The following is a 15,876-nucleotide window of genomic DNA, read 5'->3' on the forward strand; positions in this document are numbered from 1 at the left end:
CGCAGCGCAGGTGAAGCCTCACGCTCAGAACTTGAAGTGCAGCGTCGCCATGTAGCGGCGGCCGTTGTGGTAGCGTCCGACCGGGTGGTCCTTGTCGCCCAGGTACTGCAGGTATTCCTCGTCCAGCAGGTTCTGTGCGTCCAGTTGCAGCGACCACTGCGCGTTGAACGCATAGCCCACGCTCGCGCCCAGGTCGGTGTAGGCGTCGACGCTGGCCGGCGCGGCGCCGGCGACGTAGCCGCCGGCCAGGTAGCTGTCGCGCCAGTTCAGGCTGATCCGCGCGTTCCACGGTCCCTTCTCGTAGTAGGGGCTGAAGGCGACGCTGTTGCGCGACTGGTAGGGCAGCGGGTTGCCGCTGTTGTTCTCGCCGCTGGCATAGGTGTAGTTGGCCGACAGGCCGAAGCCGCTGTCGCCGAACGGCTGCTGGTAGGCCAGGGTGAAGCCCTTGACCTTGCCGGTGCCGGCGTTGCGCGGGCGCTGGATGCTGTAGTCGCAGTAGCCGTCGGCGGTGCAGCCGTTGCTGCCGAGCATCTGCGCCCAGGTCTGCGGCGAAGTGTCGCGGATCGCGTTGTACTGGCGCTCGATGGTGGCCGAGGTGTCGATGTAGTTGTCGATCTTCTTGTAGAAGATGGACCACGCCACCACCGCCTGCGGCGCGAAGTAGTACTCGGCCGAGAGGTTGAAGTTCCACGATTCGTAGGGCGACAGCGCGGCATTGCCGCCGCTGCCGGTGAGCGTGGTGTCGTTGAGGAAGGTGTTGTTGACCATCTGGTTGTACGGCGCCCAGGCGATCACCTTGCCGGCACCGAAGCGGAACACCCAGTCGTTGTCGGTGTCGTAGGCCAGGTTCAACGACGGCAGCAGGAAGTGCTCGGTCTGCGTGCGGGTCCGCCACTTGCTGTCCAGATCCTGCAGGGTCGGCGTGCCGCTGTAGACGAAGCCGCTGCCTTCGGTCTTGGAGCGCACGTAGCGCAGGCCCAGGTTGCCGCGCAGGCCGGCGTTGGAGAAGTTCAGCTGCACGTAGCCGGCGTTGTTGGTCTGCTGCAGCGCCCAGGTGTTGTTGAGGTAGCTGGACGGGTCCGGATTGGCGTAGTCGACCGGGCTGTTGCGGATCCAGTCGATCACGTTGCCGCGCCCGGCCTGCACGTGCTGGCCGTGGTCGGGATAGAACCCGCGGATGTCGGTCAGGCCGATGGTGCCGATGTCGGCCAGGGTGGCCGGGGTGACGCCGCCGTACACGTTGAGCGCGAAGTCCTCGTCGTGCTTGCCCTGGCGCACGCCGACCAGCAACTGGTTGAACACGCCGTCGAACTGCAGGTCCAGATCGAGCTGGCCGTAGCGGTCCTTGCTCTGGGTGGAAAACACGCCGTTGTTGCCGATCCAGCCGCCGGCCGAGCCCCAGTTGGCCGGGTTGCGCGCGGCGGTGGGATCGTCGAAGCGGATGCCGCGGTCCAGATCCCAGCGGAAGCCGCCGTTGTAGAACGGCTCGATGAAGTACTGCGCCAGGTGGTCGTTGTCGGACTTGCTCTGGCCGACCTGGCCGCGCAAGGTCCAGCGTTCGCCGCGGTAGGCGCCGCGCAGGTCCAGGCCCTTGGTGGTCACCTGCGACTGGCGCACGTTGTTGTCGTAGATCACCGTGCCGCCGCCCGCATTGGCGTTGGCACTGGAATGGCCGCTGTTGACCACGCCGTTGCGCACGTCGCCCAGCGCGTCGACCGCGGCGACGGTGCCCGGGTTCCAGGTGAGGAAGCTGTACATCGACTGGTTGTAGTTGTCGAAGTCTTCCTTGATGTACAGGCCGCTGAGGTTGAACTCCAGCGCCTCGTTGGGCTTGAGCTGCAGATTCACCACTGCGCTGTCGCGCTTGCGGTCCTGCTGGAACCAGGCGGCGTTGATCGAGTTGGGCACGTCCGCATCGGCCGGCACGCCGGCGGCATTGGCGAAGCTGCCGGCCTTGGCGTAGCCGAACACTTCCAGGCCCTGGCGGTCCACGCGTTCCTCGTAATGCTGCGCGGACACCGCGACGCCGAAGGTCTCCTGCGGATTCTTCCAGCTGTACAGCAGCGAGGCGTTGGGCTTGCCCTCGCTGGCCTGCTGGCTGTAGCTGTAGCCGACCGAGCCGGCGATCTCGTTGGCCTTCAGGTCCAGCGGCTGGCGTGTATGCATCAGCACGGTGCCGCCGAGGCTGCCTTCGGTCAGCCGCGCCTCGGTGGACTTGACGATCTCCGCGCGGCCCAGGATCTGCGGCGACAGCAGGGTGTAGTCGAAGCCGCGGTTGGGCTGCTCGCCGTACAGCCAGATCGCCTGCGCCACCGGGTGGCCGTCCAGGAACGACAGGTTGAGGCTGGGATCGGTGCCGTCGATGCTGACCCGCTCGCCCTGGCCGAAGCGGCGGTCGATGGTGACGCCGGGAATCTGCGCGAACGCCTCGGCGACGTTGGTGCTGGGGAACTTGCCGATGTCCTCGGCGGTGATCGCCTCGGACACGGTGACGTTGTTGCGCTTGGTGTCCAGCGACTTCTCCAGGCTGGCGCGGATGCCGACCACCTGGACCGCGTCCAGATCGGTGGCGGCGGAATCGGCCTGCTGCGCCTGCGCGGCGAAGGCGAGGACGCTGGCGGCGATGGCGGCCGACAGGACGGACGGGCGGTGACGCATGATGTCTCTCCTCATCATTCATGGATGGGCGCCGTCGGCGTGACCGACGGTGCGGGACGGAGTTGCGTGCTGCCTGGCGGCGCGGACCGATGCCGATTCCCCTGGGTCCGCGGACGCCGTGTTTGTGCCGAATTCGTTGCGAAGCGTGCAGAACCTTTACGATCCGGTGACAACGATGTCAACGCGATGCCGCGGGGGTGGCCCCGGTGGCGGGGCAAAACCGGGCCGTGGTGTCTGGGATTGCGCCGCGGCCTGTCGGGTCGCGTACCGGCCTTCACGTCGATGACTTGGGCCGATTTCCGGGGATTTATCGCGATCCGGGCTGTCGCAGGGGCGGTGGTTCAGACCTCTGCCAGGCATCGCCGTGATTGGTCTTGTGGCTTGTAGACAAATTCGTGTCCGCCGGTGACAACGATGCGGTTTGCGGCGCTGCACCCAAGCTCGCCGAAGGGCGGATACCGGCACATGATCCATCGGCATCGGCCATGACCGCCGTCTGGGCATGGGCGCCAGCGCTGGCGGGAATCGGCCGCTCGCCGTGCGCAGGGCGCGGCCCGAGGCCAGGGGGCTTGGGCGGCTCGCCGCCGCGAATTTCGGGATGACGCGCCACTGCACTGTTGCCGTGGTCGGGCAGCGCTGTCGGTCCGGGGCCTGCGCCGCGTGCTGTGGCGCGACGTGCACGACCCGCCGATTGGTACTATATTGGACATAATGAATCCATGCGGACTGGAGAGCTCGCCATGACCAAGCCCAAGCCGCAGGCCGATCCACGCCTGCATGCGCTGGCCGTGGACCCGGACGCGCCGACGCCGCTGTACCTGCAACTGGCCAGCAAGCTGGTCGAGGCGATCAAGGGCGGGCAGTGGAAGCCGGGCGAGGCGTTGCCGGCCGAACGGCAGCTGTGCGAGTACCTGCAGGTGTCGCGGGTCACGCTGCGTCAGGCCGTGGATGCGCTGGTCGAACAAGGCCTGGTGTCGCGCCGGCAGGGCGCCGGCACTTTCGTCACCTCGCACATCCAGCACCAGCTCAGCGGCCTGGCCAGCTTCAGTGAAACCCTGCGCATGAAGGGCCTGGAGCCGGGCACGCGCTGGCTGGAGCGGCGCACGCGCCCGGCGCATGGCGAGGAGATCCTGCGCCTGGGCCTGTCCCCGGACACGGTGGTCGCTGCGCTGACCCGCCTGCGCAGCGCCGACGGCCGGGTGATGGCTTACGAAAAGGCGGTGCTGCCGCAGCACGTGGTGCCCGATCCGCACGCCATTGCCGATTCGCTCTACAGCTACCTGGACGAGCGCGGCACCCCGGTGGTGCGGGCGCTGCAATACTTCCGCGCCATCAACCTGCCGGCGCGGCTGGCCGGCCATCTCGGCATGAAGGAAGGCGAGGCGATCCTGCACGTGGTGCGGGTCGGCTACACCCGCGACGGCAGCGCGATCGAACTGACCGACACCTATTGCCACAACGACTACTACGACTTCGTCGCCGAACTGCGACGCTGACCGCCGATCCCCGCGCCCTCCCGGAGCACGCCGCCCATGACCACCGCACGGCCCGCCAGTCCCTACGCTTCCATCGCCATCGTCGGCCTGTTGTTCTTCATCATGGGCTTCTTTACCTGGATCAACGGGCCGTTGATCCTGTTCGCCAAGGTCGCCTTCAATGTCAGCGACACCTTCGCGTTTCTCATCCCGAGTGCGTTCTACATTTCCTACTTCTGCCTGGCATTGCCTTCTTCGCTCATCCTGAAGCTGACCGGGATGAAGAAGGGCCTGGCGCTGAGCCTGCTGATCATGGCGATCGGCGCCGCGATCTTCGGCCAGTTCACCAATGCCCGTTCCTACGTGGGCGCGGTGAGCGGCATCTTCATCATCGGCGGCGGCCTGGCCTTGCTGCAGACCGCGGTCAATCCGTACATCAGCATCCTCGGGCCGATCGACGGCGCCGCGCGCCGTATCGCGCTGATGGGCATCTGCAACAAGGTGGCGGGCGCGCTGGCCACCTATGGACTGGCGAAGGTGGTCCTGCACGGCATGGAGGATTTTTCGACGCAGATCGAACAGGTGCTGCCGGCGCAGAAGGAGCTGCTGTTGCAGGAGTTCGCTGGCCGCATCCACGGCCCTTACATGGCGATCGCCGGCATCCTGGCCGTGCTTTCCGTCGCCATCCTGTTTTCGCCCTTGCCCGAGATCAGCCCCGAGACGGCGAACGCGTCGGCCTCCGACGAGCGCAGCCGCGACAGCATCTTCGCGTTTCCGCACGTGTGGCTGGGCGCGTTGTGCATCTTCGTGTATGTCGGCGCCGAGGTGATGGCCGGCGATGCGATCGGCATCTACGGCAACAGCCTCGGTCTCTCGCTCGACTACGCGAAATATTTCACCATCGGCACCCTGGCCTGCATGCTGGCCGGCTACCTGCTCGGCCTGGTGCTGATCCCGAAGTACATCTCCCAGGAGAAGTACCTGTCCATTTCGGCCTGCCTCGGCATCGTGTTTTCGCTGTGCGCGATGGTGACCGGCGGCTATGTCTCGGTGGCGTTCGTGGCGGCGCTCGGATTCGCCAACGCCATCATGTGGCCGGCCATCTTCCCGCTGGCCATCAAGGGGCTGGGCAAGTTCACCGAAAAGGGCGCAGCGCTGTTGATCATGGGCATCGTGGGCGGCGCCGCGGTGCCGCAGCTGTTCGCCCATCTGAAGGAGTCCTTCGATTTCCAGGTGGTCTTCGCCGGCCTGATGATCGCCTGCTACCTGTACATCCTGTTCTTCGCGCTGCGCGGTCACCGCGTCGGCCAGGGCGCGCGGTGAGCTGACGCGCTTTTCTCCAACTCGGCAAACCTATCCAATGCGCAGACCCACCATCAAAGACGTCGCCGAACGGGCGCGGGTGTCGCTGAAGACCGTTTCGCGGGTCATCAACAACGAACCGTCGGTGATGCAGGCCACGCGCTCGCGCGTGCTGCACGCCATCGCCGAACTCGACTACGAGCCGGATCCGTCGGCGCGCAACCTGCGCAGCGGCACCCCGTTCGTGATCGGGCTGGTGTACGACAACCCCAACCCGTACCACATCATCGGCGTGCAGAACGGCGTGCTCGCCGCCTGCCGCGAGACCGGCTTCGGCCTGCAGATCCACCCCTGCGATTCCACCGCGCCGATGCTCGCCGAGGAACTGGCCGAGTGGACCCAGCGCTCGCGCCTGGCCGGGCTGGTGCTGACCGCGCCGATGTCCGAGCGTGCCGACCTGGTCGCGGCGCTGGCCGCGCGCGGGATCAAGACCGTGCGCATCATCGCCGCCACCGAGGATCCGCAGGACGGCCCGTGCGTCTACGTCGACGACCGCGATGCCGCCTACGAGATCACCGAACACCTGATCCAGCTCGGCCACCAGCGCATCGGCTTCCTGTGGGGCGGCACCTCGCATCGCTCCAGCGGCGAGCGCTATGCCGGCTACGAGGCGGCGCTGAAGGACTACGGCATCACCCTGGACAAGCACCTGGTGATCCCCGGCGACTACACCTTCGACGACGGCTTCCGCGGCGCCCGCCGCCTGCTGGCGCTGCGCGAACCACCGACCGCGATCTTCGGCTCCAACGACGAGATCGCCGCCGGCGTGCTGGCCGCGGCCAAGTCGGCGGGCATGAACGTGCCCTACGACCTGTCCATCGCCGGCTTCGAGGACAGCCCGTTCTCGCGCCAGTCGTGGCCGCCGCTGACCACCGCCAAGCAGGCCACCGAAGACATCGCCCGCCACGCCGCGCGGCTGCTGATCAGCCAGCTGCGTAGCGATGCCTACGAAGACCATCCCGCGCCGGTGCACAACCAGGGCTTCGTGCCGCAACTGGTGGTGCGCGGCTCGACCGCGCCCATGCAGCCGCATTCCCGCCGTTCCTCCTCCCCAGACCCCACGTGACCCTGCCCATGGCGCTGCCCTCCGAAACCGAAACCCTGATGTTCCGCGAAGCCGCGGAAGCCGCCGCGGTCGTCGCCGCGCAGTTCGAACGCAACCAGGCCACCGTGAGCGCGCTCGCCGCGTCGTTGCGCGCCGCGCCGCCGCCGTTCGTGGTGACCTGCGCGCGCGGCAGTTCCGACCACGCCGCCACCTACGCCAAGTACCTGTTCGAGACCCAGCTCGGCGTGGTCACCGCCTCGGCCTCGCCGTCGGTGGGCTCGGTGTACGAAGCGCCGCTGCAGTTGCGCGGGGCGCTGTACCTGGTGATCTCGCAGTCGGGCAAGAGCCCGGACCTGCTGCGCAACGCGCAGGCGGCCAAGGACGCCGGCGCGCGCGTGGTGGCGCTGGTCAACGTCGAGGATTCGCCGCTGGCGCAGCTGGCCGACACGGTGATCCCGCTCGGCGCCGGCCCGGAGAAGAGCGTGGCCGCGACCAAGAGCTACCTGGCCTCGCTGGCGGCGATCCTGCAGCTCGGCGCGCACTGGAAGAACGACCCGGCGCTGCTGGGCGCACTGCAGGAATTGCCGCAGGCGCTGCGTGCGGCCTGGCAGGCCGACTGGCGCTCGCTGACCGACGGCCTGGTCGAGGCGCACAACCTGTTCGTGCTCGACCGCGGCCTGGGCCTGGCGGCGGCGCAGGAAGCGGCGCTGAAGTTCAAGGAGACCTGCGGCCTGCACGCCGAGGCCTACAGCTCGGCGGAAGTGAAGCACGGGCCGATGGCGCTGGTCGGCCCGGGTTTCCCGGTGCTGGCATTCGACCAGCCGGACGAAGCCGGCGAGGGCACCCGGCGGCTGGCCGAGGAGTTCCGCGGCCGCGGCGCGCAGGTGTGGCTGGCCAGCGCCGGCGGCGACCTGCCGCTGGTCGCCGCGCCGCACCCGGCGTGCGCGCCGCTGCTGGCGATCCAGAGCTTCTACCGTGCGATCAACGCCCTGGCGCTGCGCCGCGGCTACAACCCGGACCTGCCGCCGCATCTGAACAAAGTGACGGAGACCGTCTGATGACCACGGTGGCGCTGCGCAACGCGCGCGTGCTCGGCGAGGACGGGTTCCTCGACGGCGTCAGCGTGCTGCTGGAGGGCGGGCGCATCCTCGCCCTGCTCGACGACGCCGACCCGCGCGTGGCGGCAGCGCCGGTGCAGCACGACCTGGGCGGCGGCAGCCTGCTGCCGGGCTTCATCGACCTGCAGGTCAACGGCGGCGGCGGCGTGCTGTTCAACAACCGCACCGACGTCGAGGCGCTGCGCCGCATCGGCCAGGGCCATCGCCGCTACGGCACCACCGGCTACCTGCCGACGCTGATCAGCGACGACGTGGAGGTGATGCGCGCGGCGATCGCCGCCACCCGCCAGGCCATCGCCGAGGGGGTGCCGGGCGTGCTCGGCATCCACCTGGAAGGGCCGTACCTGGCGCCGGCGCGCAAGGGCACCCACAACGCCGACAAGTTCCGCGTGCCCGACGCCGACGAACTGGCCATGGCCGCCTCGCTGGACAACGGCGTCACCCTGATCACCCTGGCACCGGAACGCGTGCCGGCGGCCAGCATCCGCACCCTGGCCGCGGCCGGTGCGCGCGTGTTCGCCGGCCACACCGCCGCCAGCTACGAAGAGATCCGTGCCGGGCTGGACGCCGGCATCTGCGGCTTCACCCACCTCTACAACGCCATGACCCCGCTGCAGGGACGCGATCCCGGCGTGGTCGGCGCGGCGCTGGAAGACCGCAACGCCTGGTGCGGGGTGATCGTCGACGGAGTGCACGTGCATCCGGCCAGCCTGCGCGTGGCGCTGGCGGCCAAGCCGCGCGGCACCGTGTTCCTGGTCACCGATGCGATGCCGATGGTCGGCGCCGACAGCCCCGCGTTCGACCTGTACGGCGAAACCATCACCGCCATCGACGGCGTGGTGCGCAACGCCGCCGGCGCCCTGGCCGGCTCGGCGCTGGACATGGCCAGCGCGGTGCGCAACAGCGTGCAGTGGCTGGGCGTGCCGCTGGAAGAAGCCGCGCGCATGGCCTCGCTGTACCCGGCGCAGTGCGTGGGCCTGGACCACCGCTACGGCCACATCGCGCCCGGCTACCAGGCCGACCTGGTGCTGCTGGACGACGCGTTGCAGGTCCGCCACACCTGGATCGCCGGCGCGATGGAGTAAGCGGCCGCGCGAGCACCGCCTGGCGGTGCTCGCAGCGGACGTTGTGCCGCCGGCCGCGGTCTGGTTTGCTGTGGCCTGGCGTGCGCCGAGCCTATGCGCGGTCACAGGCGGGCGCCAGACCCGTCCCGCCTTACAAGGAACGTCCGGTGATCTACGAGATTCAACCCTATGCCGCCGTGAGCGGATTCCGCTTCGGCTGCAGCCAGGCGCAGATCGCCAAGGCGCACGGCGCGCCGTTCACCACGGTGATCGACAACATCCAGAAGATCGTGACCGAGACGCGCGAAGGCTGCGAACTGGTCTACGAGCGCAAGGCGCTGCGCTACGTGACCCTCAATCGGCATGTGACGCCGATGGTCGAGGGGGTCGACATCTACGCCCCGGACGCACTGGCGCGGCTGATGGCGCACGATCCCGATCATGCGATCGGGCCGCGCTATGCGCTGTTTCGCCGCCTCGGCATCTGCGTCGGTGGCCTCGGCGCCAAGCGCATCCCCGAGGGCAGGCTGGTCAGCGCCTTCGCCGAGGACAAGCGCGACTTCTTCGCGTTCGTCGCCGAGGACTGAGGCTCGCTCGCGCGACGCATGGAGAGTGTGTGGGCCTGCGTCTCCACCTCGGTCATTTGCCAGCGCGGTTGGCCTGAGAAGAAATGCCGGCTGCGCCATGGCGCGCTGCTGCGCCATTTCTGCTGGGCATGCCTGTTGAGCAAAAGATTAAAAGTCTTCTGTCTCTCTCCCCGCATGCGGTGTTGCCACCCGCATGCATTAGGATCGTGGGCGATCGCCACAGGGGGAGATCGTCATGCGCATCGTACGAGCGGTGCCGCGTTCTTGCGACAGCGGTGAAGGCTGGTTCGACGGAATGTCGCGTGCCGTCGTGGCTTGGCGCATGCAGTGGAATGGCGGCGGCGATACGCCGCGTCGTGCGACTGCGCGGCCGCAGATGTCCATGTCGAAGCTGCTCGGCGCTGGCAGCATGCGCGCCGGGGCCGTCTTGTTGCTATGGGCCACGGCCTGGCCGGGCTGGGCGGCGACATCACCGGCAGCGTGCCGGCGGCCGGCGTTGCCGGTGGCCTGCGCTGGCCCGACTGCGGTCGGGCGCTTCATCGCCCGCAACGCCGGCCCCTGGCAGCCCTATGCGTTCGCCGCGCCGCTCGATGTGCCCGCCGGGGAGACCCTGGCCATCGCGATTTGCGGACAGGCCAACCAGGCCGTGCAGGATGCGCAGTGGCAAGCGCGGCCATCGTTGCTGCCGACACTGGTGCACCGCGTCGGGGCGAACGCCACGCTGGCGATCCTGGTGCAGGACAGCGCCAACGTCGCGCTGGCCGGGCGGCTGACCCTGGGCGAGGACACGCTCGCCGCCGACGGCACCTTGAGTGCGCCAGTGGGGCCGGTGCAGGCAGCCTTGATCGGCACGCTGGTCGACGGTCCCATCGCCGACGGCGCGCGCATCGATCTGCGCCTGCGCGGCTCGGCGAACGTCAGCCTGCAGACCGCGCAGAGCCAGCTGCACCTGGGTGGCGGCAGCCTGAGCGAGCGGTTGATCGCGCCGCGCGATGCAGTGGTGGCGGCCGCCGATGGCGCCTGTATCGAGGTCGCCGTGGAGCGCAGCGATCGGGTCCTTGGTGGCCATGGCACGCTGACGGTCGGTGGCGGCCGCCTGCAGGGCGTGTTGATCGCGCACCCGCTGCGTGGCAGCCGTGTCGTCGTGCAGGCGGACGACGTGGCCAATGTGGCGGCGGACGAGGTCCGCCTGTTCACCGGCCAGTTGCTGGACGAGGCGCTGCAAGCCGGGCCATGGCTGGGCGGCCAGATCGCAATCGCGCTCGCCAATGCCGGCAATGTCGATGTGCACGCGCTGGACATCCAGGATGCGGTGCTGGTCGACGAACTGGTCGACGCCGGGCTGGTGCAGGACGCGGCGATCGACCTGCGCCTGGCCGATACCGGCAACGCCAGTGCCGAGGGCGCACTGCGCATCCGCGATGGCGGGCTGATCGACGAGCCGCTGGACGCCGCCGAGTTGCGCGCCTCCGACGTGACGGTGAGGCTGCTGCGCAGCGGCAACGCCGTGGCGGCCGATGCGCGGATCGCGGACGGGGAGTTGATCGACGAAGCCATCGACATCGGTGCGGTGCAGGATGCGGCCTTGGCGGTGCGCTTCGAGGACTCAGGCAATCTGCATGCGCTGGCTGCACGGATCGAGGAGGGCGAGCTGATCGACGAGGCGATCGATGCCGCCTCCTTCGACGGCGGCACGCTCGACGTCGCGTTCGCGGACAGCGGCAACGTCACCGGCGATGCCTTGACCATTGCCCATGGCGAACTGATCGATGAAGCATTCGACCTGCAGGGCACGCTCGCGCGTGCGCACCTGCGCCTGGACATGACCCATGCCGGCAATGCCCGGGTCGAGGCGCTGGACATCGTCGAGGGCGAACTCGTCGACGAACTGCTGGACCTGGACGATGCGCACGATGCCAGCGCCGAACTGCACGTGCGGCGCAGCGCGAACACCGGCGGCGCGCTGACGGCGTCCGCCCAGCGCGTATCGATCGTGCATGGCGAGTTGATGGATGAGGTGATCGACGCGGCAGGCACGCTGGACGGATTCGCCGGCGTCGTCGAGCTTGGCGACACCGCCAATGCGCGCGCTGCGCAGATCACGTTGCAGGGCGCGCAGTTGCTCGATGGCGTACTGGATGCGGCGGCGCTGCGCGTCAGCGAACTCGGCGTGCAACTGGCCGACGTCGCCAACGCGCGTTACCGGGACGCCCTGCAGATGCAGGACAACAGCACGCTGCTGGGGACACTGGCCGACGTGGACAGCCGCGATGCCGCCTCGCAGATCGCCACGGTGGTGGTCGGCAGCGGGGAGGCGATCCAGGTGCCGTAGCGGTTGTCTGGCGAGCGGTGAGGTGTTGCTGCGGCCACCGCTGTGCAGTTGAAGCGGTGCTCGGCTCGTCTGAAGGTAGCCGTCCCGGTTGCGGCGATGGTCGCTAGGCATCAGGTGGGCGCGCCATTGCACCGTAGGAGCCGCTTCAGCCGCGACGGACGTTCCCGTTAATGCGGTCGCGGCTGAAGCGCTCCTACGAATTCGCTTCAGTTGCGATGGACTATCCCAGGAGAGCCGGTCATGGCTGATACCCAAGAAGCGGACGAGTGCCCCTTCCACCGCGCATCCATGCAAGCGCGGCGTGGCCGCGCTCAAGAGGCGTCGGCCTGCGACTCCCGTCGCGCCGCGGCGATCGCCGCGATCCGCGCCTTGGCCAGCGCCTCGCCGATCTGCGGGCCGCTCAGGCCCTGCGCCGCCAGGTCGCGCGCGTTCACCGCCAGCGCCGCCGCATGCAGATGCTGCAGCGTGCGGCCCTGCGGGTAATCGGCGTCCTCGCTGCCGAGACGGCCGCGCTTGTCGGCCTCGCACACCGTGGCCAACTGCGCGACGCGCTCGGGCTTGCGGAATCCGTCGCAGCGCTGCAGTAGTTCGTGCACGGTGCGGTCGCGCAATTCGGTCAGGCGATGCACGTTCAGATGCTCGCGGCAGGCGATCTCGGCCAGTTGCCGGTGCTCCTGCGGCACCTTCAGACGTTCGCTCAGCGCGCGCAGCGGCGCCATGCCGCGTTGCTCGTGCATCAGGTGGCGCGGCCACTCCTCCGGCGGTGTCAGCGCCTTGCCCAGGTCGTGGGTCAGCGCGGCGAAGCCGATCAGTGCGTCGCCCGGTGCCAGCCGCGCGGCCATGTCGCTGACCAGTTCCTGGTGGCGCCCGGTATCGATCTCGGGGTGGTACTCGGCGCGTTGCGGCACCCCGTACAGCGCGTCCAGCTCCGGCAGTACCCAGCGCAGCGCGTCGGCCTCGCGCAGCGTGCGCAGGAACGCCGAGGGCTGCGCCGAGGCCAGGCTGCGCCGCAGTTCCTGCCAGACACGTTCGGGCACCAGCGTTTCCAGTTCGCCGCCGGCGGCCATCGTGCGCATCAGGTCCATGGTCTCGGGCGCGACGACGAACCCCAGCGGCGCCAGCCGCGCCATGAACCGCGCCGCGCGCAGCACCCGCAGCGGATCCTCGGCGAAGGCCGGGCCGACATGGCGCAGCACCCGTTGCTCGAGATCGCGCGCGCCGCCATACGGATCGACCAGACGCCCATCGGCCTCGTCGCGGGCGATGGCGTTGATGGTGAAGTCGCGCCGCTGCAGATCCTCTTCCAGCGTCACCGACGGGTCGGCCTGCACCTCGAAGCCGTGGTAGCCGCGCCCGGCCTTGCGCTCGGTGCGCGCCAGCGCGTACTCCTCGCCGCTGCGCGGATGCAGGAACACCGGGAAATCGCGGCCCACCTGCTTGTAGCCCAGCTCCAGCATCTGCTGCGCGCTGGCGCCGACCACCACCCAGTCGCGGTCGCCGGGCGGTTGACCGAGCAAGGCGTCGCGGACGGCGCCGCCGACGAGGTAGATGTTCATTGGGGGCTGGGAATGGGGAATCGGGAACCGGGAATGGTAAAAGCAGATTCCCTTCGCCTGATGTCGCGCTGGCGTGTTGACCCAATGTTCGGCGCGGTTGCGCGCGGTGCGCCGTTGCGATTCCCCATTCCCTATTCCCGATTCCCGGCCGCCGTATCGGCGGCCGTACACACAAACTTCTTCCGCGGCGCGTCCAGCTTGCCGAGCATGCGTTCGGTGACCGGCAGGGCGTCGCCGTTGAGGCGCCAGTCGTAGATCACGCTGAAGGCCAGGATGCGCGCCACGTACTCGCGGGTTTCCTTGTAGCTGACCGTCTCGATCCAGAAGTCGGCATCGTGGCCCGGGCGCTGGCTCTGCCAGCGTGCGGCCGGGCCGGGGCCGGCGTTGTAGGCGGCGATGGTCAGGTAGGGCAGGCCGTAGGTGTTGAGCAACTGGCGCAGGTAGGCGGTGCCGATGGCGATGTTGGTGTCCGGGTCGTACAGGCTGGCGGCGCCGCCGTAGCCGGCCAGGCCGAGGCTGCGGGCGACGCTGGCGCCGGTGGCCGGCACCACCTGCATCAGGCCCATCGCATTGGCCGGGGAGCGCGCGTTCGGGTTGAACACGCTTTCGGCGCGGATCTCGGCGGCGACCCAGGCCGGGTCGATCGCGTTCCTGCCGGCTTCGCGGCGGATGGTGTCGGCGTGGTGCAACGGGAAGCGCAGCGTGTACAGGCGCTGTTCCTCCGGGCGCTTGCCGAGCCCGAACACCGCGCGGTCGAACCAACCGTTGTTGCTGGCCACTTCCACCGCCAGGCGCCGCTGGGTGTCGTCGAAACGGCTCAGCGCATCGTTCCACTCGGCCACGGCCCAGCCGGCGCGGTCGATCTTGAACAGCTCGAGCGCGCGGACCAGCGACGGATCGCGTGCCACCGCCGCCTGCGCCTGCGCGCTGTCGTTCGGTTCCCACGGGCACAACGCGTACGGCTGCTTGAGCCGGTCGGCGGCCAGGAAACCGTGGAAGGTGGCGGAGCTGGCCGCCGCGCGGTACAGCCGCTGCGCCTCGCTGGCATTGCCGGTCTTCTCCGCCAGCCGCGCCTCGAAGTACTGCCAGCGCGAATCGTTGCGCTGCGCCGGCGGCATCTTGCGGATCGCGGCCAATGCCGCCGGCCAGTCGCCGCGCGCCATCGCCTCGCGCGCGCGCCACTCGTGCAGGCGTTCGTCGTAGGCGGACTCGGGCACCGCGTTGAGCCGGCGCGCCGAATCCGGCCCGTACGAGGCCACCGTCCACAGCGCGATCTGGTACAGCACCGCGCCGCGCTGCGCCTCGCTGAACTGCAGTGCCTGGGCGAACTGCGGCAGTTGCCGCTCGGCGGCGTCCGGATCGGTCTTGGCCAGCTTCGCCAGCCCGTCCACCGCCACCTTGCGGCTGCGCTCGGTCTTGGGCCAGGTCAGCGCACGGGTGTGCACTGCGTCCAGGAACGCCGCGTAGTCGTTGGCCAGGGCCAGGTCGGCCGCGGGCAGGCCGCGTGCGGCGGCGCGCATCACCGCCGGCTGCTGTGCGTCGGCGGCCGCTTCCACGCGCGCCCAGCGCAGCGCATCGGTCATGCCGCCGCGCGCCTGCAGGACTGCGAACACCGGATCGCAGGCGTCGGGCAGCGACTTGCCGGCGTTGCGCCACAGCGCCTGCGCTTCGTCCACCCACTGCGCGTCGGCGCGGCCGGTGGCCTGGCGCGCATTGAGCTGGGCGCAGCGCAGGCCGAGGTTCTCGGTGGGTTTCCAGTTCGCCAGCAGCGCCGGCCAGTCCTCGCGCCGCGCCAGCGCCGGCAGCCACAGCGCACGGAAGCTCTCGGCCACCGGCTGCCCGGCGTAGCGCTTGAGGAAGTCCTGCGCCTGCGCATCGGACACCTTGTCGATGTTGCGGCGCAGATTGGCGTACTCCAGCCAGCCGTACAGCGGATGCTGCTTGAACGCGGCCGCGCGGACCGGATCGAACCGGCCCTGCTCGGCATCGTCGATCGCCGAGCGGATCGCCGGGCGCTGGGCATCCAGTGACTGGGCGAGGGCGGGAACGGGGCCGCACAACGCGGCGGCGAACAGCAGGAGAGACGTGCGCAGGATCATGCGCGGGACTATACCGAACGCGGATGAATCGCCGTTTCAACTGGCGATGGCGGCGCTGTCGTCGCTTTGGCCAGCGTGGTGGTGACGATGGGTGGCCGCGTCGTCCAGGTTGGGTGGCGAGTGTGCTGGATGCAGCGATGCCAATGTGCCGACGGGTGGAGGCACAATACGTCGTGTCACCGCGCTGCCCGGCAGCGTTCGCAGATTGGCATCGCACGCTGGGCCGGCATCCGGGGGCCGGCATGGGCGGATGAGGTGCGGGTGCAGCTTCGTACGTCTGAAGTCCGCGAGTCGCTTCGCGCCGTACCCTCACCCCAACCCCTCTCCCGGTGGGAGAGGGGCTTAGCTTCTCCCTTCTCCCATTGGGGGAAGGTGCCCCGTAGGGGCGGAAGAGGGTACGGGCGAAGCCTCTGATCGCCAGATCGCGCGGACGCTTCGCGCTCCGTACCCTCACCCCACCCCTCTCCCGAGGGGAGAGGGGCTTGAGCGTTGCGCTGCTTGACGATGTCTTGCGCATCCGGTGTCTACCAAATCGACCAGTCGTCGCGATGGCCCGCGCTTTGCCCGCCGGACGCTTGCA

The 15,876-nt window shown here is 69.2% G+C and carries 10 protein-coding genes; 7 read left to right on the forward strand and 3 right to left on the reverse strand.

Annotated elements, in window-relative coordinates:
• Positions 1–24 precede the first annotated feature (24 nt).
• Positions 25–2,658, reverse strand: a complete 2,634-nt coding sequence (locus ACHWVH_RS16140; RefSeq protein WP_394687550.1) for a TonB-dependent receptor — start codon at positions 2,656–2,658, stop codon at positions 25–27.
• A 740-nt stretch (positions 2,659–3,398) separates the two neighbouring features.
• Between ACHWVH_RS16140 and ACHWVH_RS16145 the strand changes: the two genes are divergently transcribed.
• The 7 genes from ACHWVH_RS16145 to ACHWVH_RS16175 all read left to right on the forward strand — a co-directional run bounded on the left by ACHWVH_RS16145 (position 3,399) and on the right by ACHWVH_RS16175 (position 11,641).
• Positions 3,399–4,154 carry a GntR family transcriptional regulator gene (locus ACHWVH_RS16145; protein WP_010343151.1) on the forward strand — a complete coding sequence of 252 codons (756 nt, stop codon included), beginning with the start codon at positions 3,399–3,401 and terminating at the stop codon, positions 4,152–4,154.
• A 36-nt stretch (positions 4,155–4,190) separates the two neighbouring features.
• On the forward strand, positions 4,191–5,456 hold the full coding sequence (locus ACHWVH_RS16150; RefSeq protein WP_017908362.1) for a sugar MFS transporter: 1,266 nt from the start codon (positions 4,191–4,193) through the stop codon (positions 5,454–5,456).
• Positions 5,457–5,493: 37 nt separating this feature from the next.
• A complete protein-coding gene (locus ACHWVH_RS16155) occupies positions 5,494–6,561 on the forward strand; it encodes a LacI family DNA-binding transcriptional regulator (RefSeq protein ID WP_010343153.1) in 1,068 nt (355 codons plus the stop codon).
• A gap of 8 nt (positions 6,562–6,569) precedes the next feature.
• Positions 6,570–7,598 (forward strand): SIS domain-containing protein, encoded by a 1,029-nt coding sequence (locus ACHWVH_RS16160; protein WP_152237549.1) that lies wholly within the window; start codon positions 6,570–6,572, stop codon positions 7,596–7,598.
• Positions 7,598–8,743 (forward strand): N-acetylglucosamine-6-phosphate deacetylase, encoded by a 1,146-nt coding sequence (nagA, locus tag ACHWVH_RS16165; RefSeq protein WP_394687551.1) that lies wholly within the window; start codon positions 7,598–7,600, stop codon positions 8,741–8,743. Before ACHWVH_RS16160 ends, nagA begins: the two co-directional genes overlap by 1 nt.
• Positions 8,744–8,889: 146 nt before the next feature.
• Positions 8,890–9,309 (forward strand): hypothetical protein, encoded by a 420-nt coding sequence (locus ACHWVH_RS16170; RefSeq protein WP_394687552.1) that lies wholly within the window; start codon positions 8,890–8,892, stop codon positions 9,307–9,309.
• Positions 9,310–9,691: 382 nt separating this feature from the next.
• On the forward strand, positions 9,692–11,641 hold the full coding sequence (locus ACHWVH_RS16175; protein WP_394687553.1) for a hypothetical protein: 1,950 nt from the start codon (positions 9,692–9,694) through the stop codon (positions 11,639–11,641).
• A 311-nt stretch (positions 11,642–11,952) separates the two neighbouring features.
• Here ACHWVH_RS16175 and ACHWVH_RS16180 read toward each other — a convergent pair whose 3' ends face one another.
• Together ACHWVH_RS16180 and ACHWVH_RS16185 are read right to left on the reverse strand one after the other, a co-directional pair.
• On the reverse strand, positions 11,953–13,197 hold the full coding sequence (locus ACHWVH_RS16180) for a multifunctional CCA addition/repair protein (protein WP_295914480.1): 1,245 nt from the start codon (positions 13,195–13,197) through the stop codon (positions 11,953–11,955).
• 131 nt (positions 13,198–13,328) lie between these two features.
• Positions 13,329–15,296 (reverse strand): transglycosylase SLT domain-containing protein, encoded by a 1,968-nt coding sequence (locus ACHWVH_RS16185; RefSeq protein ID WP_394687554.1) that lies wholly within the window; start codon positions 15,294–15,296, stop codon positions 13,329–13,331.
• Positions 15,297–15,876: the final 580 nt, after the last annotated feature.

This window comes from uncultured Xanthomonas sp. (assembly GCF_964278005.1).
Taxonomy (GTDB): domain Bacteria; phylum Pseudomonadota; class Gammaproteobacteria; order Xanthomonadales; family Xanthomonadaceae; genus Xanthomonas_A; species Xanthomonas_A sontii.